The 23,560-nt window shown below is 49.1% G+C and carries 22 protein-coding genes; 20 read left to right on the forward strand and 2 right to left on the reverse strand.

The window, feature by feature from the left end; genetic code table 11:
• Window positions 1-158: 158 nt before the first annotated feature.
• From IEY46_RS34870 to IEY46_RS34935, 14 genes are all read left to right on the forward strand, one after another.
• On the forward strand, window positions 159-1,091 hold the full coding sequence (locus tag IEY46_RS34870) for a DUF4432 family protein (RefSeq protein WP_189000606.1): 933 nt from the start codon (window positions 159-161) through the stop codon (window positions 1,089-1,091).
• Between the two features lie 64 nt (window positions 1,092-1,155).
• Window positions 1,156-3,369: a helix-turn-helix domain-containing protein gene (locus tag IEY46_RS34875; RefSeq protein ID WP_189000610.1), complete on the forward strand. Its 2,214-nt coding sequence runs from the start codon at window positions 1,156-1,158 to the stop codon at window positions 3,367-3,369.
• 189 nt (window positions 3,370-3,558) lie between these two features.
• A complete protein-coding gene (locus tag IEY46_RS34880; protein ID WP_189000613.1) occupies window positions 3,559-5,283 on the forward strand; it encodes a type 2 periplasmic-binding domain-containing protein in 1,725 nt (574 codons plus the stop codon).
• A 68-nt stretch (window positions 5,284-5,351) separates the two neighbouring features.
• Window positions 5,352-6,275, forward strand: a complete 924-nt coding sequence (locus IEY46_RS34885) for an ABC transporter permease (RefSeq protein WP_189000616.1) — start codon at window positions 5,352-5,354, stop codon at window positions 6,273-6,275.
• A 16-nt stretch (window positions 6,276-6,291) separates the two neighbouring features.
• Window positions 6,292-7,191, forward strand: a complete 900-nt coding sequence (locus tag IEY46_RS34890; protein WP_189000618.1) for a carbohydrate ABC transporter permease — start codon at window positions 6,292-6,294, stop codon at window positions 7,189-7,191.
• Window positions 7,192-7,254: 63 nt separating this feature from the next.
• Window positions 7,255-8,649 (forward strand): GH39 family glycosyl hydrolase, encoded by a 1,395-nt coding sequence (locus IEY46_RS34895; protein ID WP_229750744.1) that lies wholly within the window; start codon window positions 7,255-7,257, stop codon window positions 8,647-8,649.
• A gap of 323 nt (window positions 8,650-8,972) precedes the next feature.
• Window positions 8,973-9,935 carry a C-terminal binding protein gene (locus tag IEY46_RS34900; protein WP_229750751.1) on the forward strand — a complete coding sequence of 321 codons (963 nt, stop codon included), beginning with the start codon at window positions 8,973-8,975 and terminating at the stop codon, window positions 9,933-9,935.
• Window positions 9,936-9,976: 41 nt separating this feature from the next.
• On the forward strand, window positions 9,977-10,087 hold the full coding sequence (locus tag IEY46_RS34905) for a hypothetical protein (RefSeq protein WP_189000627.1): 111 nt from the start codon (window positions 9,977-9,979) through the stop codon (window positions 10,085-10,087).
• Window positions 10,088-10,131: 44 nt separating this feature from the next.
• A complete protein-coding gene (locus IEY46_RS34910) occupies window positions 10,132-10,350 on the forward strand; it encodes a hypothetical protein (protein WP_189000630.1) in 219 nt (72 codons plus the stop codon).
• A gap of 181 nt (window positions 10,351-10,531) precedes the next feature.
• Window positions 10,532-12,226, forward strand: a complete 1,695-nt coding sequence (locus tag IEY46_RS34915) for a sensor histidine kinase (RefSeq protein ID WP_229750745.1) — start codon at window positions 10,532-10,534, stop codon at window positions 12,224-12,226.
• 23 nt (window positions 12,227-12,249) lie between these two features.
• Window positions 12,250-13,860, forward strand: a complete 1,611-nt coding sequence (locus tag IEY46_RS34920) for a response regulator transcription factor (RefSeq protein ID WP_229750746.1) — start codon at window positions 12,250-12,252, stop codon at window positions 13,858-13,860.
• A 95-nt stretch (window positions 13,861-13,955) separates the two neighbouring features.
• On the forward strand, window positions 13,956-14,948 hold the full coding sequence (locus tag IEY46_RS34925) for an ABC transporter permease (protein ID WP_373288948.1): 993 nt from the start codon (window positions 13,956-13,958) through the stop codon (window positions 14,946-14,948).
• 92 nt (window positions 14,949-15,040) lie between these two features.
• Window positions 15,041-15,985, forward strand: a complete 945-nt coding sequence (locus tag IEY46_RS34930) for a carbohydrate ABC transporter permease (protein WP_229750747.1) — start codon at window positions 15,041-15,043, stop codon at window positions 15,983-15,985.
• Window positions 15,986-16,113: 128 nt separating this feature from the next.
• Window positions 16,114-17,694, forward strand: coding sequence for an ABC transporter substrate-binding protein (locus tag IEY46_RS34935; RefSeq protein ID WP_189000633.1), 1,581 nt, complete (start codon window positions 16,114-16,116; stop codon window positions 17,692-17,694).
• 132 nt (window positions 17,695-17,826) lie between these two features.
• Here IEY46_RS34935 and IEY46_RS34940 read toward each other — a convergent pair whose 3' ends face one another.
• Window positions 17,827-18,378: a C40 family peptidase gene (locus IEY46_RS34940; RefSeq protein ID WP_189000636.1), complete on the reverse strand. Its 552-nt coding sequence runs from the start codon at window positions 18,376-18,378 to the stop codon at window positions 17,827-17,829.
• A gap of 258 nt (window positions 18,379-18,636) precedes the next feature.
• On the opposite strand from IEY46_RS34940, the gene IEY46_RS34945 reads away from it, so the two are divergent.
• The 6 genes from IEY46_RS34945 (at window position 18,637) to IEY46_RS34970 (ending at window position 22,830) form a co-directional block, all read left to right on the forward strand.
• Window positions 18,637-18,927, forward strand: a complete 291-nt coding sequence (locus IEY46_RS34945) for a LiaF transmembrane domain-containing protein (protein WP_189000639.1) — start codon at window positions 18,637-18,639, stop codon at window positions 18,925-18,927.
• A 49-nt stretch (window positions 18,928-18,976) separates the two neighbouring features.
• Entirely contained in the window at window positions 18,977-19,675 is a 699-nt protein-coding gene (locus IEY46_RS34950; protein WP_189000642.1) for a PspA/IM30 family protein, read from the forward strand.
• Entirely contained in the window at window positions 19,672-20,187 is a 516-nt protein-coding gene (locus IEY46_RS34955; protein ID WP_189000644.1) for a PspC domain-containing protein, read from the forward strand. The genes IEY46_RS34950 and IEY46_RS34955 overlap by 4 nt, the downstream gene beginning before the upstream one ends.
• A gap of 1 nt (window position 20,188) precedes the next feature.
• On the forward strand, window positions 20,189-20,908 hold the full coding sequence (locus IEY46_RS34960; protein ID WP_189000646.1) for a PspA/IM30 family protein: 720 nt from the start codon (window positions 20,189-20,191) through the stop codon (window positions 20,906-20,908).
• Between the two features lie 136 nt (window positions 20,909-21,044).
• The gene (locus tag IEY46_RS34965; protein WP_229750748.1) at window positions 21,045-22,130 is read left to right on the forward strand and encodes a sensor histidine kinase; all 1,086 of its coding nucleotides are present in this window, start codon (window positions 21,045-21,047) and stop codon (window positions 22,128-22,130) included.
• 49 nt (window positions 22,131-22,179) lie between these two features.
• On the forward strand, window positions 22,180-22,830 hold the full coding sequence (locus tag IEY46_RS34970) for a response regulator transcription factor (protein ID WP_189000705.1): 651 nt from the start codon (window positions 22,180-22,182) through the stop codon (window positions 22,828-22,830).
• 102 nt (window positions 22,831-22,932) lie between these two features.
• Here IEY46_RS34970 and mobB read toward each other — a convergent pair whose 3' ends face one another.
• Window positions 22,933-23,556, reverse strand: a complete 624-nt coding sequence (mobB, locus tag IEY46_RS34975) for a molybdopterin-guanine dinucleotide biosynthesis protein B (RefSeq protein WP_189000649.1) — start codon at window positions 23,554-23,556, stop codon at window positions 22,933-22,935.
• Window positions 23,557-23,560: the final 4 nt, after the last annotated feature.

Consider the following 23,560-nt stretch of genomic DNA (forward strand, 5'->3'; position numbering starts at 1 on the left):
TAGACTAGTCCGCAATGATTCGGAGGCCATCAGGGGGCTATCAACAATTAAACTGTTGTTTGATAGCCTACCCTTCCCTCCGTCCATTGCGGAATTATTTCGTCATCGGATCGTATCCGTGATATCGAACAAATACGCCAGTGGTTGAGGGAGTGAGAATGCTGATTACCCATAATGAAGAGAGTGGTTTTCCGGGTGTGGTGCTGGAAAATGATCATTTACGGCTTGCCTTTATTCCGCAATTAGGCAGCAAGATGATCTCACTTATGAATAAACGTACAAAACGTGAATGGCTGGATCGCCCTGCAGGCAGGGAGTTTCGCAAGCCAGATTACGGCTCGTTGTGGGGCGATTGGGATCGGTGTGGTTGGGATGAGATGTTCCCTTCTATCGATTCATGTGCTTATCCGGAAGGTCCTTGGGCTGGAATTGAGGTTCCCGATCACGGGGAGCTTTGGCCCTTGCCTTGGGAGCATGAAGTTGTCGATGACATGACCCTGTTATTCTCCGTCCACGGAGTGCGGTGGCCGTATCAGCTGCAGAAGCGGGTCCGACTGGAGAATAATCGGATACGCTTCTTCTATAAGTTAATCAACCTCAGTCCTTATCCACTCCCTTATATATGGGCCCCTCATCCGATTATTGCCGCCAAGCCGACGCTGAAAGTGAAGTTCCCCCTGTCGGTAGAGAAAGCGTTCGTTTCCATTTCTTCCAATGATTGGCTGGGGAATCGCGGCAGCGAGTTGTCTTGGCCGCAAGCGTGCCTGTCCGACCAAGAGGTGAAGCTTGACCAGATGCCGGATGCCGGCGCGTATTACAAGATCTATTCAGCTGATCCCGTGACGGAGGGCTGGTGCTCGATTGAGGACGAGGCGACGGGAGAATCATTCACATTTACCTATAATGCAGAGAGCCTTCCTTATTTGGGACTTTGGGTGAACGCGCGGGGATGGGGCGGAGAATATCATTTGGCACTGGAACCGTCCAGCGGACATCTCGATCATCTTGGCGAGGCCAGACGTCAAGGAAAGTGTTCAACGATACAACCCTATGCCGTGCAGCGATGGGCGCTTGTCTGTACGATCCAATGAACACGGTGAATTCAACGTTTGCTGCACAGTGATTTCAATAGTAATCACAATTGGGGGGCGAGCCGTGTTACATACTGGAAAAAGGAACGCCAGCGTATTTTACAAATATTTTTTGACCAATTTGACGATCTTTTTAATTCCCTTTGTCATTTTGGGATTGCTCACGTTTACGATGGCCGTCAAGCAGTTGAAAAAGGAGCTTGAACAAAATTTCGAAAGCCGCTTCACTCTCATCTCGGGGGATATCGACAAAAACATTATGGTCATGCGTCAACTTGCCATTAACATTGCGTACGATACGCAATTTTACCCGTACCAACTGAAGGATGTGTTTAATGAACAGAACGCCATTCGTCAGTTGCAAAAATATTTGAATTATACGTTTATTAGCAGCGATATCGTGTTGTACTACAAAGATGAAAGTGCATTATATTCAGCAAAAGGGAAATTTTCATATCAATCCTATTTTTTATATGAACAAAAAATCGCAAACGGTGATCAATTGCTCAAACGTATTAATCAAGCGGAAGAGCCGTTTTTATTCCGGGTCAAGCCTACTGTAAGCCAAAGTGCAGAGCAAGCCGTATATGTGTATCCGGTTGCAATAGGCGGAGTTAAACGCCAGGCGGCTGCGATCGTCTTCTGGCTATCATCCGACATGCTGGAAGGGCGGATTCGCAACGTGTCCGGCAAGCTAGACGGCAATTTCTATATACTCGATCAAGACAACCGGGCAATACTGTCGGCTTACAAGGATACAAGTACCGCTTTGGACGGGATCTTGTCCAAGCTCGATTTGTCGCGGTTGCCGTCCAAGGGGAGAACGGAGCTTGGCGGCAGAAAGTATAATGCGCTGATGGTGCAATCGGAAGGCAGCGACTCGCACTTTCTTACTTTGTTTTCCGCATCGGATTTACTGATCAATGCCGAGAATTTGCAGCTCCTTTTTAATGGAATACTGTTTTCCTTGTTTGTTCTGGGCATATTTGCCGCGGGGTATTTTGCCAGAAGGCATTACAAACCGATTAAGAAGCTGCATCATTCCGCCGGGGAACTATTGCTCGGAATGGATCATCCGGTGGAAGCGAGTAACGAATGGGATCGGATCGACCGGGCGTTGACGGTCACTACGAACAACAACGATCAATTGAAGGCAAAAGTGAGCGAGTTGAATTTCCATATCATCCAAAATATTTTGCTGTTGCTTATTCGGGGCAATATGAACGAAGTAACAGAAGAGCAGCTCGGTTCTTTGGGCCTGCATTTTCGCGGCAAAAATTATTGCGTGATCACAATGATGTCGAGAACGAAGGGGAATTTCCCATCGACCGTTAAGCATTTGACCTCATACGAGTCGTTGCATTTGCTTGATTTAACCCATGAAGGATATATGGTCTTCATCCTGAATGCGAGAACCCACTTGGATGATGAGGCGCGCAAGGTGGCTGAGCGGCTGCTTGAAAATCTGGGTGACGGCAAAAATCAAGTTGCGATCGGAATCGGAAATATGTACCGGCATGTGACCGGGATTAACTATTCCTATATTGAGTCGATGGCCGCCCTGGATTTCAATCATCAAACGGAAGGCAGCTCCATCTGCTTCTTCCATCACATTCCCACCAAATTTTCGAATTACTTTTGGCATCCTTCGGAAACGCTGCTTCGTCTGACTCAAGCCGTGAAGCAAGGCGATCGCGGACTCGCCATCGAATTGCTGCAGCGGTTGAACGCGGAGATGGAGGAGAAAAAGCTGACCGGCCTGAATGAGAAGCTCATTAGCTTCGATATCATCAACACTCTTCTGAAAACGGTCAACGATATGAAGCTGAAAATCAGCATTAAGGATTTCGGCGCGTTCGGGGCGACGGAAAACCGCGCTGAGTTGTTTGCCAAGGTGGAGCGGTTTATAGAAACGGTGTGCGAATGGATCGCGGAGCAGCGCCAATTGAAAAGTGAACAATTCGTCCGGGACTTGCTTCAATATGTTCACGACAATTTTGCCGATTACGAGCTGAGTCTGGAAAAAATGTCAGGCGAATTCTGCCTTTCGATCTATGCCATAAGCAAGCTGTTCAAAGAAGAAATCGGGATCGGATTCAAGGATTATGTCATCAATCTCCGCATGGATAAAGCGAAGGAGATGCTGCAGAAAAGCAACGAGAGCATCGGGGCGATCACGAGGCATGTCGGTTACGCGAACGATTCCCATTTCATCAAGACGTTCAAGAAAATCGTGGGTGTCACGCCAAGCCTGTACAGGGAAAAGCTGACGAAATAGCAACGATGAGGGATAGTGTTATTTTGCTTATAAGCCGCCTTATGCAAAAACGCGATACGTAACGTTCTTTTGCCATATCGGGCGCATCGGAAAATAACAGTCATGTACGGCAGGAATAGTAAGCGGTTACAGTTTGGTCGTGGCAATCGAAAGCGCGAATGTCACACGATCAATCGAGGAGGGGTTAAGTTGAGAAAAGGCAGTAAAATGTTGGGGTTATGTATGGCAATCTTATTAATCCTTGCATTAGCGGGAGGATGCACAAGCGAAGGCAAGAACAATGCGGGCGGCAACAAGACGAATACGGGTGCGGGAAAAGGCGAGTCCGGAGGTAATCAGGAAGCTTCTGTTTCTGAAGGCGCCGCGAATGTAAACCTGGACAGTCCGCTTCCGGTAGTCAAATCGCCGATAAAGCTGTCGCTCGTGACTTTGAAAGCCAGCAACAGCGGCCCCGCCGAGGGAATGTGGTTTTTCCAGTTCATGAAGGAAAAAGCGAACTTGAATTTCGACGTCAAGCAGATCGATAATACAGCCTGGAGCGAACAAAAAAATATTATGTTTGCCTCGAATCAACTCCCTGATATTTTTACTGCATCGTTCTCCATCGACGAAATTATGCGGTACGGGCAAATCGAGGGCCAGCTGTTGCCATTGAATGATCTGATTGAAAAGTATGCGCCAAATATCAAGAAATTGCTGGATGAAAAGCCGGAAGTGCGCGCGGCGATTACCGCCCCGGACGGGAATATTTACAGCTTGCCGTCGATCGGCGTCTCCGATTTGACCGTATGGAATTCATTCGCCATGAACCGGTTTTTTGTCAATCAGAAGTGGCTGAAGCAAGTAGGCTTGCCGGAACCGCAATCGTTGGACGACTTCTATGCGATGCTGAAGGCGTTCAAGGACAAGGACCCCGATGGCAATGGAAAGCCGGATTCGATCCCGTTCACCGGAACGTGGACGCAAGGGGTAGGGGATGCTTACGTCGTCTTGAACGCCCTCGGGATCAATGCGCGAAACGCCATGGAGCTGACGGTCAAGGACGACAAAGTCATCCTTGCCGGCGCAGATCCGCTGTACAAGGAGTATTTGAGTTATATGCACAAATTGAATAGTGAAGGATTGCTGGACAGCGAGATTTTTACGCAAAACGAAACTGCCAAATTTGCCAAAGCAGCCAACAATCAAGTCGGTGCGTTGAGCGGCGCAGCGCCGTTCGTATTTGCACCCGATTATGCTGCTGACTGGGTGCCGCTAACTCCATTAACGAGTAAATGGAACAGCAAGAAGATGTGGACGGACGGGAACCATGTGACTCCGGGACGAATCGTAATTACGAGCCAGGCCAAAAATCCTGAAGCCGCCATTCGCTTTGCCGATCTCTACTTTACCGAACTTTATAATTTTATATTTTGGAACGGCCCGATGAAAGATAGCGAAGAAGCATTGAGTTACGAAGGCTGGTATTTGGATGATAAAGGAGAGGTGACATACAACTTTCCGGACGGGATTACGAACATCTGGGATTACGTCAATGCGTTGAATCCCATTAGCGGCGCCCCGCTAGGGCCGTCTCCCGTCTATGATTCCATTAACAGTCTCTTCGGGCTCAAAGCTCCGGGATTGCCGGAATCGGAGTTGTCCTGGAGAAATCCGATTCTGGAAAAGGTGGGGCCTTATCTTGTGGCACCGTTCCCGGCAGTTTACTTGACTCCAGAGGCGCTGGCACGGCGCAACGAGCTGGCAACTCCGATCCTGGACTATGTAAAAGAGATGGAAGCCAGATTTATATACGGACACGAAAGTTTGGATAAATTTGATGATTACTTGAGAAAGCTTAAAGATCTCGGTATTGAAGAATATTTGCAGATCTATCAATCCGCGTATGATGCCTATGTTGCAAATATGAAGTAACTGCACATCCAACCTGGCCGGTTTCAATCGGTCGGGTTGGATAATCACCAAGCGGAGAGGAAGAAGAAATGAACAGAGCCAATAAACTCAACAAGAAGATGCGTAAAGTTGCGGAGTTTTATCAGCTATATCTGATGATTTTTCCAGCTTTAGCTTACATTTTGATATTTCATTACGTTCCGATGTACGGATTACAAATCGCGTTCAAGGACTTCCGCAACACATTGGGATTTAAGGGTAGCCCCTGGGTTGGCCTTAAGCATTTTGAGCGATTTTTTGAGCTTCCGTCCTTCTGGAATCTCATCGCCAATACGGTTCTTCTTAATCTGTATGAGCTGGCGGTCGGGTTTCCGATTCCGATAATATTGGCGCTGCTCATCAACGAAGCCAAAAACAAAATGATTCGAAAGTCGGTTCAAATGATCACCTATGCGCCTCATTTTATATCCGTTGTCGTGATGAGCGGCATGATCATGCTGTTTCTTAACAACGAGAGGGGGATGGTCAATCATTTCATCGAGATGCTTGGCGGCTTCAAAATTAGCTTCATGTCGGACCCCGGCTGGTTCAAAACGGTCTATGTTTTCTCGGGAGTCTGGCAAAATGCAGGGTGGGGAACCATCATTTATTTGGCTGCGTTGTCGGGAATCGATCCACAGCAAATCGAAGCCAGCAAAATCGACGGCGCGAACCGGCTGCAAAAAATATGGCATATCGATTTGCCTGGCATCGCGCCTACGATTCTGATTTTGCTCATTCTTGTCATGGGGAATATGTTTTCGATCGGTTTTGAGAAAATTTTGCTGCTGCAAAATCAACTGAACATCAGAGCTTCCGATGTGATTTCGACGTATGTTTACCGATTAGGCATTCTCGGAGGCCAGTTCAGTTATACAACCGCAATAGGGTTATTTAACGCTGTCTTGAACTTCCTGTTGCTTATTTTCGTGAACGCATACGCCAAGAAACGCACGGAAACCAGTTTATGGTAGATCGGAGGGGGACGGGATGAGAGAGACTCAGTTTGATCGCATTTTTTATATTGCGAATTATTTGGTGCTGTCGATCGTCATGTTGGCGATTTTATATCCTTTATATTTTATCGTCATTGCTTCGATAAGCGATCCGGAGCTTGTGTCGACCGGGAATGTGTGGATCATACCGAAAGGTCTGAATGTGGAAGGTTATCAAAACGTATTTAAGAACGACATTATCTGGACGGGTTATGCGAACACGATTATTTATACGATATTGGGTACGGCTGTCAACTTGGTCGTTACCGTCATGTGCGCCTATGCATTGTCTCGCAAACATTTGCCGGGAAAAGGAATATTGATGGGTGTTTTTGTGTTGACGATGTTTTTTGGAGGAGGATTGATTCCGTCTTATATTCTGATAAAAAGTTTGGGGTTGATCGATACCCGAGCCGCTCTTATCATCCCGGCGGCGATGAGCGTATTTAACATGATCATTACCCGTACGTTTTTTCAGTCCACAATACCAGATGAAATTCATGAAGCGTCCAAGATGGACGGCAGTTCGGAATGGCATACGTTTATTCGCATCGGCCTGCCATTGTCCGCGCCGATCATTGCTGTCATGGCCTTATTTTACGGAGTAGGGCACTGGAATCAATATTTTTCGGCGCTGCTCTTTATTTATGACCAGAAATTATATCCGCTGCAGCTTGTCTTGCGCAATATTCTGGTCTTGAACCAGCAGTTGAATATGGATTTCTCGAGTGTAAGGTCGACGGACGAAATTAACGTTCTCGTCAGGCAAGCCAACATGGCGGAATCGATGAAGTACGCCCTCGTGTTTATTGCCAGTTTCCCGGTGCTTGCCGCTTATCCGTTCGTGCAAAAGCATTTTGTCAGAGGCGCTTTGATCGGTTCCTTGAAGGGATAGGGACAGTTGCCTATAGTGACAAGTTAGCTGTCCATTTGCCACAAAAAAAAGCAGGAGGCGGTAATGATGGTCAAGCGGTATTTTCGCTGTTGTTTGCTGGTTGTGTTGCTGGTTGCTTCTTTAGCGGGATTTTCGGCAACGGGGTATGCAGCGACGTCGGTTACGGCAAACTTTTCTGTTCATAACGGAACAGGCTATGCCAACAATTTTGGGGGAGCCATCAATCAGTTGGATAGTCCGGCCGATGTGGATACGCTTCGGTCAATCGGCATTAATTTCGCTAGAAGGGATGCTTATCTCGTTCAAATTGTGCCCAATACGACTGTTGCCGACTATAAGAATAACGTAGGCAACGTTGCCGATCCAAGCACATGGAATTGGAGCGCTTATGATTGGGTTGACACCTATCATAACAAAGGAATCAAGACCATGCTGATTATGAGCTACAATATTCCGTGGTTGTCCCACAGCAATACGATGCATGGAGTTCCCAAAGACTGGGGGGTCTATCAGGATATCATTAAGAAAATTTACACGCACTTTAAAGATAAAGTAGACTATGTGGAAATTTGGAACGAACCTGATTTGAATTCTTTTCTGGACAGGACGAACAGCGGATATGCGAATAATTTGACGGCCTACAAGGATATTTATTATTATGCGGCAAACGCGATTCGCTCCGTGGACAGTTCTGTTCCGATCGGCGGACCGGCAACGGCTTCCGCGAACGCTACCAACTGGGCGGACTCCCTATTGAGCGATTCCCGCATCAGCAATAATATTAACTTTCTGAGTTACCATTACTATCGGCAAAATCCGGACGGAGAGCCACAGGCGACAGCTTGGCGCAATGTGGCGGCCGCTCATGGCAAACCGGATATGCCAATCTTCGTAACGGAGTGGAACTATGATGCCTCGTACACGAAGATCCCGATGAACAACGAATCCGTTGATGCGATCCCCTATTTGGCCCAACGATTAAGCGATTTTATAAATGCTCGTGTTAATGGCAACGGTTATTTTGCTTTCAACAAAGGCACGCCAGGAACTGATGACTTTTTCTCCCTATACTCTGATGGTTCCTTGACTCCGAAGATGACGGTCTATCGTTTAATGTCCAAACAGCTTGGATTAGGGGACGGAGATTTTGCGTTAAAAGGATTGTCATGGATGAATGGAAGCGCTGCCGTCCTTGGCGGGGCCGCGATTAATTCCAGCGGGAATCCGGTGGCTTGGATCGTAAATACTTCAGGAAACGGGGACAACACGAATGTCAGTTTCAGCGGATTAATTCCAGGCAAGCAGTATCGAGCGGATTTGTATGAAGCAAGCCGTTGGCAATTTGCCTCCGCTGTCAGAGAGTCTTTTATATTTACGGCGACAAGCGGCAGCGGCAGCATCAATTTTTGGTTACCTTATAAGTGTGCAGTGGGGATTAAGCTTACCCCTATAAATTAGGTGCTGCTCTACAGAGCTGGTGCCATGAGGCAGGAGCATCAGACTGAGGCCCCCAAAAACGGATATAATCCTCATATTCAAAAGATAAATCACTATATAACGCCATGTGCGTCTGATAAGTATAATGAGAGCGTATTCATTAGAGCTTACACCGTTAACGACGCTGATCCGGTTGAAACACGATCCGAGCTCGAGTACAAATAATGTTTGCCAGACTTGCGGATAAGACCATTCCAGAAAGTAAAGTATTCGTAATTCCCTAACGGAGGCGATAATATCGAATCTTTATGGAAGAAATGAAAGGAGTAAGATTCATTTTGAAAGTGTATGCAACACCCCATCATTTTCCACATCTAAACCAGGAGAGGGCTATCCTCTCTCAACTTGGCGTTGATCTGCTGGAACTGAAAACAAATGATCCTGAGGAGATCGGTGCACTAGCTAAGGACGCTGTCGCCCTTTTTGTGCAGTACACGTGGATTTCGGAAGCGACGATTCGACAATTAGAGCAATGTCAGGTAATTGTCCGATACGGCATTGGGTATGACAATGTTGACTTGAAGAGTGCAGGAGAACAAGGCATCTATGTATGCAATGTCCCTCATTATTGTGGTGAGGAAGTGGCAGATCACACGATGAGTCTGCTGCTCGCCGCTGCCCGGAAGCTGGTGAAGCAGAACGACCTCGTCAAGAACGGAGAATGGTCCTTTGTCGACCGTATTGCAGTCCCAAGTTTGAGTAGTTCCGTATTGGGATTGGTCGGACTCGGATATATTTCGCGTCACGTTGTGCGTCGCGCTCAAGCGTTCGGGATGAAAGTAGTCGCCTATGATCCATGGTTTCCAAAGGATCAAGCGAATGCGCTTCAGGTAGAGCTTGTGGATTTCACTGAATTATGCGGTTTGGCGGATTTTGTTTCCCTGCACGTTCCATTGAACGACGAGACCAAATATTTAATTCGCAAAGAAACCATTGCATCCTTAAAGGATGGGGCGGTCATCATCAATACGGCCAGAGGCGGATTAATACATGAAGAAGATGTTGCGGAAGCCATTCATTCGGGCAAGCTGGGAATGGTGTGTTTGGATGTGCTGGAACAAGAACCGCCGTCACCTTCACACCCTTTAATCGGGCTTGAAAATGTCATTCTCACTCCGCACAGCGCCTATTATTCCGATCGCTCCTTGCCGAGGCTACAGAAAATGGCGGCAGAGGAAGTGGAACGGGTGCTGCGAGGAGAAGACCCGAAAAATGCGGTTAATCGGAAATGGTACACGAAAAAATAGGAAGAGGCGGCGGCATACGAAACGATTCGTAAATAAGGAGCATGGCCATCGATTACGCCAAACAAGGGATACGCGTCAATGCAGTTCTGCCCGGAGCGACAGCTACATCCATGCTGGACCGTGAGGTTCGAGTCCTCTCGCCGGCACCATAAAGACATTATAAGTAACTTCGATAAATGCCGATACGGAAGACTGGATGGAAAGACTGCTGGAATGGGGTCATCGAATCCGTTGCGGCAAGCCTGCGTTTGGGCGTTGCCCCGAACTGGAGGCGAAATGGAAATGGAGCGCTAATACCATGAAGGCTTTTCCGGCTGCGGGCGTGTCCCGCGGCCTTTTTAGCTTAAAAAGGCCATTCTCCTCTGATTACGGCAAAATCAACAAACCGGCAATCGTCGAAATCAGTCTGGCTTGACAGGATGGGATATGAGAATGGATAAGACGAATCAGATAAACCCTACCGAATAATAGGAAGTTCTCTGATTGCGCAACCCACCTGCTCCTGATAAACTTACATTAACTAGAAAATAAGGGAGGGAGAAACTAAGCTGAGACGCTCCGTCAAGACACAGCTCATCATTAGTTTTTTTGCCGTTATGCTGCCGGTCGTCGCCTTTCTGGTCGTCAACAACTGGTATGCCAAAAATATCGTGCGTGACAAAGTGTCGGAGACCTATCAGAATACCCTCAATATGTTCGTCAGCCAGACTGACCGAAGCCTGATGGAAGTGGATGACTACTTGAAGAAGCTGGCTGTACTCGACTCCGATGTTGGACTGCTGATGTCATTTCCTTACAGAAGCGACAATTACGTGCTGACTAAAATCAGGATTTTAAATAAACTGAATCGGGATATAGGATTTTACAAACCGATCAATACGGTTTTTTTGTTTCATGAAAGCGATATCATATTTAGTACCTCGGACCCTTATACAAGCACGATGCAGGTCCTGAAGAATAATGCCTCGCTTATTGTCGGCAACCAACAACCGGCAGAACTGAGCCAATGGATGCTCTGGGAAGACGACTTGATTCCGGGGCGGGATTTTCTGGTCAAGGTATTTCTGGTAACGGATGGACTTTATGTTGGAGCGATCATCGATATTTCCGATCTTTTGGAACTATTGTCCATTCAATGGGATTATGGAGATATCGGGGAGAGCGCGATTTATCGTCACAACGGTACCCGGCTGGCGGAGTCGCTGGCCAACCCTAACCCCAAGGTGCCTCTTAATAATCTCGTCCTGTTGAACAAACCCTACCAAATCATTACGAACAAAAGCGATAACAAGCCTTATATGGTCATTGAGCGATCCAGCAAAATCGCCGATATGACGGTCAGCATCACAATACCGGAAAGTTATATGCTGCAGGGTCTGCCTTATTTCCAGAAAGCTACGTACTTCATGGCGTTAGGATTCATCGTGGTCCTGATTTTGTACCTGCTGTTTATCAGACAGATGATCTTTAATCCGCTTCAGCAGCTGATCAAAGGCATGAAGAAGCTGTCGCTCGGTATCCTGGATGTCAGGCTGCATACGAATGAAACCATCGAGTTTGTTTTTCTGGCCAATACGTTCAACAATATGGCGCAGCAAATCGAAGTTCTCAAAATCGGCATGTACGAGGAGCAGATCCGTGCCCAGCGTATGGAGCTGAAGCAGCTGCAGGCTCAAATCAATCCCCATTTCTATATGAACAGCCTTAATATTATTTATAATTTCGCCGCATTGAAGGATTATGATTCGGTGAAAAAAATGTCGCTGCATCTTGCCGATTATTTCCGCTTTATCATGAGAATCAACCGTGATTCCATCACGCTGGGCGAAGAGCTGAAGCATATCGAAAGCTATATGGAAATTCAAAAATTTCGGTTTCCAAACAAGCTCAGCTGCGTGTTTGATATTCCGCAACCTCTGAATTCCGTCCTGTTGCCGGCATTGTCGCTGCAGCCGTTTGTTGAAAATGCCATCATTCATGGCTTCGTCAACCGGAAGGAGCCGTTCACGATTCAACTGAGCGGACATGTAAGTTACGAAGGCGAGCAGCGGTTCGTATGTATTGCGATTGAAGATAACGGGATAGGTTTCCCGGGCGATGTGCTGGAGAAATTGAATGGGGACGGCATGCTTCCCCAGGCAAAGACAAGCAGCCGGCTTGGCATCCTTAATGTGATCCAGCGTCTGAACCTTCGATATGAAGGAGATGCGGAGGTCACCTTTGGCAACAGGGAAAGCGATGGAGGGGCGGCTGTTCGAATCAAGCTGCCGCTTCAGAGTGCGGATTCTTAGTTCGCGTCTAAAAGAAGGAGAGGATGTCGCTGTACAATCTGTTGGTTGTTGACGATGAAGAGATCGCCATTCGGGGGATTGTGGAGGGCATTGACTGGTCCATGCTTCCGATCCAGAATATTTACAAGGCATATGACGCTGAGGAAGCGCGTCAGATATTCGCCCGGCATCCCGTTCATATTCTGATTTCGGATATCGACATGCCCAATGAGAACGGAATTGAGCTGCTCGCATGGGTGAATGAGCATTCGCCGGATACCGCGACTTTGTTTCTGACCGGTCATGCTGATTTTCTGTATGCCCAGCAGGCGATTCAGCTCAGCAGCTTTAACTATTTGCTTAAACCGATCGATCATGACCTGCTGCGGGACAGTGTAGGCAAAGCGATCGAGAGCATCCGCGCACAAGCGCAGAAGGATTCTCTTCGCAAAACATACGAAGTCTATAATGAGCAATGGAACCGGCAGCTGCCTCTGTTGATTGAGCGTCTGTGGCAGGAAGTGCTGAATATGAGGATTCCAGCTGCCGCAGCCAAGCTTGAGCCGTTGTTCGCTCTTTATAGCATGCCGCTGGATATGGACAAGAGTATTCTGCCCGTGCTGATCAGTATCGAGGAATGGAAGCAGGAATGGAATGCCCGTGATGAAGAGATTATGACCTATGCCTTGAAGAACGCGGCAGCGGACATCCTGCTGAAAGACCGGCCCGGAAATATGATCAGCGATCAGAACGGGTTAATTTTTGCGCTGTTGTATGATCCTGTGGAAGATGAAATGGCGGAATTGCCGTTGCGTTGTGAGGAATATATCCGCAAATGCAGCGAATATCTGTACGGTGTCGTTTCCTGCTATATCGGAGAACCCGTAAAGGCAGGAGAGTTGCGGGCCTGCTCGCAGCTGTTGGCGGAGATGGAAAGATGCAATGTAGGCCAGACGGGAGCGGTGCTGCGCCTGGATGCATTTAAGAAACCCAAAAGCCAGACCTTGATGGCGCCTAATTTCCATGATTGGGCCATTTTGATCGAGCAAGGCAAGAAGGACGAGCTCAAACAGAAAGTCGTGGAGCTGTTTGAGCGCCTGAAGCATGAGCAGGTGGATCAGAATTACATGGCCGGCTTCTATTATGGGCTTGTTGCAGCCGTGTTTCAGCTGCTGCAGAAAAGACTGGCTACACCCACGGAGGTTTATCTCCATGACGAATGGAAGAATGGGGAGCCGGAGCATGTGACGTTAGCAGGGATGAAGGTCTGGACGCTGCTGTTTGTAGATACGGCTGCCGACTATCTGGTTTCTCAAGGCGGCGAGGTATCCCTTACGATTGCCAAAGTCCGGCAGTTCATCGGGGATAATCTGCATAAGGATATGAACCGGGAAATGATTGCGGATCATGTGTATCTGAACCCTGCCTATCTGTCGAGGCTGTTCCGGAAGGAAACCGGGCAGTCTTTAACGGATTTCATCGTCGATTTGCGTCTGACCAAGGCGAAAAAGGAGCTGGAAAAAACCAATATCAAGATCAGTGATATTTCCCTGTCTGTCGGCTACACCAATTTTTCGCATTTTTCCAAGCTGTTCAAGAAGGCTACCGGTCTCTCGCCCCAGGAATACCGCAAAAAGTATCAGGATGTGAGGTGAAGAAGTCACCATAACGTTAATGATGTCACGATGCCGATAGATAAGCGGCATCGTTTTTCATTATGATGGATTTATCAGAAAAAAGAAGGAGGAGGATGACGGTGGAGAGTTCCACAACTTCGAAAGCCAGTGATAACATTCACCATACATCAGAGCGTCCGGCTATTTTGACATTCACTTTTTTTCGGACGATCAGAAAGTTTTGGATGTTCTATCTGATGATGCTCCCGGCCATTATACTACTGGTGCTGAATAACTATATTCCCATGTTCGGCATTATTATCGCTTTCAAGACGGTCAATTATACCGACGGAATCCTTCGTAGTCCCTGGGCGGGGCTGACCAACTTTGAATATTTGTTTAAAACCTCGGATGCCTGGATTATTACACGCAATACGCTGCTTTACAATTCCCTATTCATTGTTCTGAATCTGATTTTCCCGGTCGCGTTTGCCATAATGCTCAATGAAATGAAGAACCGGTTCTTCTCCAAAGTCCACCAAACGATCATGTTCCTGCCTTATTTTCTGTCGTATATCATTATCGCTTATCTGGTATTCGGATTTATGAGCGACGAGCACGGCTACTTTAACGGAACGCTGCTGCCCGCGCTTGGTCTGGACCCGATCCGCTGGTATTTTACCAAGGAAGTATGGCCGTTCATTCTGCCGATTGTTAACCTCTGGAAAGGAATGGGGTATTACACCGTCATCTATATGGCAGCAATTATCGGCATTGACGATGAATATTATGAAGCCGCCACAATCGACGGAGCAGGCAAGTGGCAGCAGATGACGAGCATAACGCTTCCGCTGATTGCGCCGATTATCACCATAATGACCTTACTGCAGATCGGAAGAATTTTTAATGCGGACTTTGGATTGTTCTTCCAGGTGACAAGAGATTCGGGCGTATTGTTCCCGGTGACCAATGTGATCGACACCTATGTGTACCGGACGTTCCTTTCGGTTGGCGATATCGGCCTCTCATCTGCTGCGGGGCTGCTGCAATCGGTTGTCGGGTTTATTCTGGTCTTCCTGGCCAATTGGGTAGTCCGCCGGTTTAATAGCGATAACGCCTTATTCTAGCAAGCTAACAGGGCCACAATTCCCTGGCGGCTTCCGAACGAATGCCCGAGGTTTTCACCGGTAACAAAAATCTGACTCCAAGGAGGAACGCAATGGAAGCCGAAAACGCCGTGAAAGCTAACCTCCCTTCCATGTCCAATCCGCAAAACAAGCTGCCTGCTGCAGCATCATGGAGCATTAATCTGTTCTTCATTCTATATTCAGCCTTGTGCGTGATACCGCTGCTGCTGATCATCTCGGTTTCATTCTCCAATGAGCAGTCCATCGTTCGCAGGGGATACAAGTTCATACCGGAGCAATTCGACTTAAGCGCCTATAAGTTTCTGCTGCGGGATATTCATCAAATCCTTCATTCGTATGGCATCACCATTTCGGTTACGGTCATCGGAACCCTCCTGAGCATGATTATCATCGCCATATATGCTTACCCCATCTCCAGAAGCAACTTTCCGCATGCCAAGTTTTTCACCTTCTTCGTTTTCTTCACGATGCTGTTCTCCGGAGGGCTTGTGCCCTGGTACCTGGTCTATGTGCAGATGCTGGATCTGAAGGACACCTTATGGTCATTAATTATGCCGCTGATCGTTTCTGCGTTCTTTGTGCTGATTGTCAGGACCTTCTTTCAGACGACCATTCCCTCGGCGGTACTGGAATCCGCCAAAATCGACGGTGCCGGCGAAATGAGAATTTTTCTTCAAATCGTGATGCCGTTATCGCTGCCGGTGCTCGCAACAGTCGCCTTGTTTCAAACGCTGACCTATTGGAATGACTGGTTCCTTAGCCTGGTGTTTATCACGAATGACGAGAATATTTCGGTGCAGTATCTGCTCTATAAGATGATGGCCAATGTTCAGTACCTCGCAAGCAATCCGACAGCAGCTGCGGAAATCGCCAAGGCAGGGGGGATGGTTAATTTTCCCAGCGAGACGGTCCGCATGGCAATGGCGATCGTCGGGGTAGGCCCGATTGTGCTGGCTTATCCGTTCTTTCAGAAATATTTTATTAAGGGGCTGACGGTCGGTGCGGTAAAAGGTTGAGGATGTACGAGACAGTGCGGAAGGCTTCATATCTGGCTCGGCAAAGTCAGGGGAAATGTAAAAATCGGCTACAACCGGTCGTACCGGATTAGCATATAAACAAAAGACTGAGGGAGGTTTATCCGCTCATGAAACAACAGAACGGCAAATTATCGATTACGGGTATGCTCATGTTGGCTATTATTCTGGTACTCTCGGCATGCGGAGGAACAAGCAATAACGGCGGCGGCGCAAATAACGGAGGCAGCAAGCCGGCTGCAACGGACCAAACAAAAGAAAATGAGCAAGGAACAGAGAAAGAAGCAGACGCCCCCGCAGCACCGGAATCGGATTTGAAACCCTATGTACTGAAGGTTGTATACGAAGGTCCTCCACAGCCGGATGAGAAAAAAGTGGAAGCGGCCATGAACAAGCTGCTGACAGAGAAAATAAATGCGACCATTGATTTGATGCCCATCGATTGGGGAGCTTGGGACGATAAAATGAACCTGATGATTGCATCCCGCGAACCGGTGGATGTATTATTCACAGCAGCTTGGAATGGTTATGCCAAGAATGTCGCCAAAGGAGCCTATTTGGAGATAGGCGACTTGATCAATGAACATGGCAAAGGGATTCTGGAAACGCTTGACCCGGCATTCCTGGAAGGATCCAAAATCAAAGGGAAAAACTACGGAATCTCGACAAACAAAGAGCTTGCCGCAGTTGGCGGAATCGTATACCGCAAAGATATTGCCGATGAATTGGGCCTGGATATGAGCAAGGTAAAAACAGCCGAAGATCTGGATGCAATCTATAAAGTGGTCAAAGAAAAGAAACCGGACATGACTCCGCTCTATACGACAGCAGCGCTGTTTACTTCCCATTTCTTTGCGGAAACCGATTTTCTGGGAGACAGCACCATTCCGGGAGCCATCATCAAAAGCACGGACGACACAACGGTAAGATTGGAGCAGGATCTTGATATCTACAAGCGGTATTTAAAAGTCGCCCGTGATTTCTATGTGAAGGGCTATGTCAACAGTGATGCTGCAACAACCCAACTGGCCAGCGGCGACGCCTATAAAGCCGGCAACATATTCTCCACCGTTGAATCGCTGAAGCCGGGAAAAGCAGCAGAGGTAGCCAATGCTGCCGGATTGTCCGGCAAGCTGGACCAGATCGAGATGACGGGCAAAACGGTCTCGACAGCTGAAACGGCAGGTGCCATGTTGGCTATTTCTTCGACCTCCAAGGACCCGGCCCGTGCCATGATGTTCATTAATCTATTGCATACCGATAAGGACCTCGTCAACCTGATCAATTTCGGAATCGAAGGAGACCATTATACGCGCAAGGGGGAAATGATCTCGGCAACCCCCAATGCCCAGCAGTATGCCCCGGGCGTCGCCTGGGAGCTTGGCAACCAGTTCCTGAACTATGTATGGGATTCAGAGGATCCGGATAAATGGGAAAAATTCCGTGAATTCAACAGGAACGCCAAATCTTCGCCAGCCCTTGGCTTCGTGTTCGACAGCGCCGATGTGAAGTCCGAAGTAGGCGCGATTGCCAACGTCGACAAGCAGTATAAGAAAGCGCTCGAAACCGGTTCGGTCGATATCGACAAAGTAATGCCGGAATATATGGCTGCTCTGAAAGCGGCCGGCGTGGATAAAATCATTAAAGCCAAGCAGGAGCAATTCGACGCATTTCTGGCAGCGAAAAAGTAATCCTTAACCGGCGATTCAACCCGTGTTCCTATGAGACACGGGTTTTGTTCAGGACCAGACCACAATAAAGCAAAGCCGCCGCAGACTGATCGCCTGCGGCGGCTTTGCTTGTGCTGACCATAGAAAATTCAGTTATTTTACACTTCCGCCAAATAAAAACCGGTATTCCCAGCTCGTGCCGGCAATATCATCGGTTCTTACACCCCCGCTTGCCTGGGAATAGGTCTGAAGCATACGGCCTTCGCCAAGATATATGGCGACGTGGGTGATGGTCTGCTGGGATTTAGCGCCCGTATAATCGGATTCGGATGAGCCGTTATAGGAGCGGAAGAACATCAAATCGCCACGCTTCAGGTTATGCCAGTTGCCGGTTATCGCTGAATGCGTTTTCACATAATTCCCTTGTGTGGCCGATGTGGAAGGCAGCGATATCCCTGCCCCTTTTTCAAACATATAATGAACCAGATCCGAACAATCGAATGTGCGCGTATTGCTCCGGTCGGAACCAAATTGATAGGGAGTTCCCAAATAAGACAAGCCAATTTTTATCGCCTTCTCGACACCGCCCGAGGATGCCGCGGATACCTGGTCCGGCTTCGATATGAGCGGATTCAATACGATCAGAAGCATGAGGATGGCAGACAGCATGATTTTGCCGACCCATGATGTTTGCTTACTATTCATTTGGCATGCACCTCCTGCACAAACCTACTGTAACACAAGGAAAAAGCCATGTTTAGCTGTAAATCTTGCCACATTCGGTCCATGGGTGGGGTGAATCCCCGACTGAGGTCCAGTAACAAATACCGTCGCGGGTCCGTTTTGAAAACCCTGAAAATCACCTACAATAAGTACATAAGCAAGCGGTGAAACAATTTCAAGCGCAGCGGCGGTGACAATTAAAAAAAATATAACAAAGGTTGAAAGGCGGTGACACAAACAATGAACGGAAAATCAGCTCTTGGTGCTATACTTGTTGTTGTCGGTGGTCTGGTGGCCATGAAATTCTTCGGTATTCATCTTGGCGGGATCATCGGATTTCTAATGCCATTCATTCTGATCGGGCTTGGCGTAGTGGGTGTGAAGAATGACAGCAAGCTGATCGGCGGAACTCTAATCGTGGTTGGAGCATTTATGCTGATGGGCAAAATGATGGGATTGATTACGCTTTTGCTGGCAATCGGCCTGATCGTATGGGGCGTATCCATCTTTAAACGTGAGAGACGCGCTTAAGAATATCCGGTATGATAAGAAGAAACAACGGGACTAAGGAGGTATACCGATGAGTATTATTCGCAGGGTTCGCGACATCACGGTCGCAACACTAAATGAACGGCTCGAAAAAGCCGAAGATCCGGTTAAGCTGATCGATCAGTTTCTATGGTCGACCCGAGAAGAGATCATACAGGCGGAGCGGCTCTATCAACAATATACGGGACACGGGAACCACCTGAAGATCCAGTGGTTGCAGTCGGAGCAGATGAGAGATAAACGGGAGCAGCAGGCTATCATTGCGCTAAAGGCCGGTGAAGAGCAGGTTGCGCGGATCGCCCTTCAGGATAAAGCGGGAAGTGAAGAACGTGCCCAGCAGTACCGCGAGTTATATGAACAGACGCTAACCAATATTCAGGACCTTGAGCAGCAGCTTCGTGAGCTGCGAAGCGAATATCAGGCCGTATACGATAAACGGGAGTATTACGCCGCAAGAATGGAATCGCTTCGACTCCAGCAGCGGATGAATGCTCGGTATGCCGGCGGAGGTGCGGGAGCTTCAAATCCGGGACAACAGCCTTCAGGGATGTTCCGCAGATTGGAAGACCGGATTTCCGATATGGAGCTGGAAGCCAAAAGCCTGCGTGATGTGCGCCGGGCGGGAGCTGAGTTTATCGCTGAGGCGGGATCGACCATTCAGTCGGCTATTGAACGGGAAATGGAACAATTGAAACGCAAATTGCAGCAGGAAGGATGGAAATCGTCATGAAGAAACTGTATCGCTCGCGTCGGGACAAAAAGCTCTTCGGATTATGCGGCGGCATCGCCGAAATGCTCAATGTGGATGCGACGCTGCTGCGGATTCTTCTGATTGTCCTGACTGTATTTACCAGCGGCGCATTAATCCTGGTTTATATTTTAGCCGGCTTGGTCGTTCCGAAGGAGCCCACCCCTTATAACGGATTTGGTCCCGGAGGTTTCGGTCCCGGTCCTGGCGGATATGGAGGCGGTAACTACAACGGCGGCTGGAACAACGGCAATGGCGCAGGAGGCTACCACTCCAATCCGGGACAAGGCCAGAGCTATAACGGCTCTTATGCGAATACAAACACGAACATACCTCCGTCCGGTCAGCAAGGCGGTCCTGCCGGATGGCAGCAAGGACAACCCGGACCATCCAATATTGATGCGATGATGGAAGAACTGGAAATCAAGGCGCTGCGCCGTGAAGTAGAAGAACTGAAAGCCAAACTAGCCAAGCAAGAGAAGGGAGAGTTTTAAAATGAGTATATTTAAACGTATGAAAGATATGACGAAGGCATCCATGCATGAGCTTTTGGACAAAATGGAAGATCCGGTGGTAATGTTGAATCAATATTTGCGCGATATGGAGGCTGAGATCCATCAGGCTGAGCTGACGGTCGCCAAGCAAATGGCCAATGAGCGCCGGATGAAACAGCGCCTGGATGAAGCGGTACGCAGCGCTGCAGACCGCGAAACAAAAGCGGAAACAGCTATCCGCGCCGAGCAGGAAGAGCTTGCCCGCAAACTGCTGGAAGAAAAAATCTTCTTCGATCAAAAGGTATCCGAATATAACGATATGCATGCAGGGGCAAAATCGCAAGCCGAAGAACTGATGCAGCAGCTGCATGGCATGAAAGATGAGTTCTACCAGCTTCGCAATAAACGCAATGAGCTGGCGGCCCGCGCCCAAATGGCGAAAGCCAAGAAACAGATGTCGCAGGTTGCAACGGTACATTCCATTGAAAGCGGAAGTGCTTCGCGCGGCTTTGGCCGGATGGAAGAAAAAATCATGCAGATGGAAGCGGAAGCCGATGTCATGCGCGTACCTTTCAGCTCCAACAGCAGCAGCGCGTCCGCAGGCATTGTGGATCCTTCGAAGCAGCTGAAAGTGGAAGAGCAGCTGCAGGCGCTTAAGAACAAACTAAATCCTCCATCATCCACTCCGTCGCTTGAAAAAGCAAACGTAACGGAAGAATAAGCATAACAAGCAAAACAGTCGGGGCTTCTCTTGGAGAGGTCCCGGCTGTGGCTTGTTTATCGCCTGTGAGATCGACTAATCCAAACGAACAAGTCAGGTTCAGCTTGCCGTTTTACATAGAGAGGAGCTGTCATGAATGGCAGACAAGTCGCCTCCGGATTTTCCGCCAGACGGCCCATCGCATCAACCCGGGAGAACGAATAGGGATGGGGAGCCGGTAGCTCCGATGGTGTTCCGCAATGATGGCGGAGCTCAGCCCGGGCAGAGGAATCAGAACAAACGGGGAAATGCGGCCGAGACGGTCATTTGGCTGCTTGTTATCCTTGGCCTGATTGTATTGGTTATGCAGGGGACAAATTATGTGCAGTTGTTCGCGTTGCAGACAAAAGCTGCGGCGATCGGCCTTTCCGTCATCGGAGTGGGACTTGCCGCCGCTGCGGTGTACAGCTATTTGCAGGGAATCAAGCTGAGGGCGGCTATTAAACGGCTGACTGACCAGCAGCGCCGCAAGAAGCAGCGGGTCACGCTTCCTTCGGGAGACCATGAAGCGGGAGCGGATGACGAGATGACCAAGGATGAGGAAGTATGGACCGAGCAGGTCCGGTTTACGGCGGTTATTGAAGAAAGAGAGCGGCTTGCCCGCGAGCTTCATGATGCAGTCAGCCAGCAGCTATTCGCGATTTCCATGACGGCGACGGCGGTCAGCCGGACTCTGGAGAAGGATTGGGAGCGGGCCAAGCGCCAGGTTCAGCTGATCGAGGAGATGGCGTCCGTTGCCCAATCGGAGATGAGAGCCTTGCTGCTTCATCTGCGACCGATTCATTTGGACGGCAAGAATCTGGGGCAGGCGCTTTACAGTCTCGTCGAGGAGCTGAAGCAGAAGGTGCCGATGCATATTACGCTGGAGGTCGACGATTCCATCAACCTGTCCTCGGAAGCGGAGGACCATTTATTCCGCATTGCCCAGGAAGCGTTGTCCAACACGCTGCGCCACTCCAAAGCGGAGCAGGTTCTCATACGGCTTCGGGGCTATGGGAGCGACGTGCAGCTGACTTTTCAGGATAATGGGGTCGGATTCGATCTGGAAGCAAAGAAACAAACTTCTTACGGACTGCTGACCATGGAAGAACGGGTCAATGTGCTGGGCGGTTCCATCCGTCTGACATCTGCGCCAGGACAAGGCGTACATATTGACATCAAGGTTCCTGTTACGGTTCAATGAAGAGAGGGGGAATCGCACCCGGATGGAGGCGACGAATACATTGGATATGATGGAACAACCGATAAAGGTGCTGCTGGTCGACGATCATGAAATGGTAAGAATCGGCTTGGCTGCCGTTCTTAACACGGAGGATGGCATTGAAGTCGTTGGGGAAGCCAGCAACGGGATGGAAGGCATTCGTTTAGCACAGGCTTATAAGCCGGATGTGGTGCTGATGGATCTTGTTATGGAGGGCATGGACGGGGTCGAAACGACCCGCAGGCTTCTGGAGCTGTATCCCGACTGTAAAGTTATTGTATTAACCAGTTATCTGGATGACAGCAAGATGTATCCGGTAATCGAGGCAGGAGCTTTCAGCTATCTGCTCAAAACCTCGCGGGCGAACGAAATCGCCGATGCGATTCGCGCGGCGGCCAGAGGACAATCCGTGCTGGAGCAGCAGGTAGCCGCGAAAATGATGAACCGTTTCCGTCAGCCGAAGGCGGATGCCGTACGCCCGGCCCATGAACAGCTGACCGAGCGGGAAATGGATGTTTTGAAATGCGTAGCTAAAGGACAATCCAATCAGGAAATTGCCGAGACGCTGTTTATCGGCATTAAGACGGTCAAATTTCATGTCACGAATATTTTTGCCAAGCTGGGCGTGGACGACCGGACGCAGGCCGCGATTTATGCGCATAAACAGGGTCTGGCAGACTGATCGAAGCAGCCGGTCCTGGAGCCAAGGCTGATTTGAACACGATAAAGACAGCAAAAGGACCGCTCCCTTCTTATCGGGGCGGCTTTTTGAGGTTCGCCCGGATCAATGCCCGTTCTGGCGCTGCGTCACTAGAAGCGAATGGATCCATAGAAAGATGCCAGCCGTGTCGTGCAGCCGAAAATGCTTCAGGTTGTCCGCAAGCTGGCGCGCTTCCCCGTCGGTAAGGGGGTTGGCATCTGCCGGCTCAGCTAGCCACATCGGCTCATCGCCGTCAGGCGCTGGGGATGCGGCAGGCCACCACGCGGCTCCCGCTACGAAGTTAAGCTCACTTAGAAGAGGGAGGTCGCCTGCTTCGCGCAGCAGTACCAGCTTGCGGTGAGACTCGTGCTTAAAGCCCTCAACGAGGACAAGATCCACATGCTCCATCCCGGCAAGCAGACGGCTAAGCGGCTCCGGGCTGTTACTCATCACGGCGGTACGCCAAGGCGAGCTGATCGCCGTAATATCGGCGCCGGCCTGCTGATGTTTCCAGGAATCCGTGCCCGGCCGGTCGATGGAAAAATCATGGGCGTCGTGCTTGATCGTGCCGACCCGGAAGCCAAGCTCCTTGAATCGCGGAATCAGCGCTGTAATCAACGTGGTTTTGCCGCTGTTCTTGTAGCCGACAATCTGAAGGACAAAAGGCGCAGTAGTAGTGGTGGACAGGTTATCATTAGCGGTCATCATGACT

It is taken from the genome of Paenibacillus nasutitermitis (assembly GCF_014641075.1).
Lineage (GTDB): Bacteria > Bacillota > Bacilli > Paenibacillales > Paenibacillaceae > Paenibacillus_Z > Paenibacillus_Z nasutitermitis.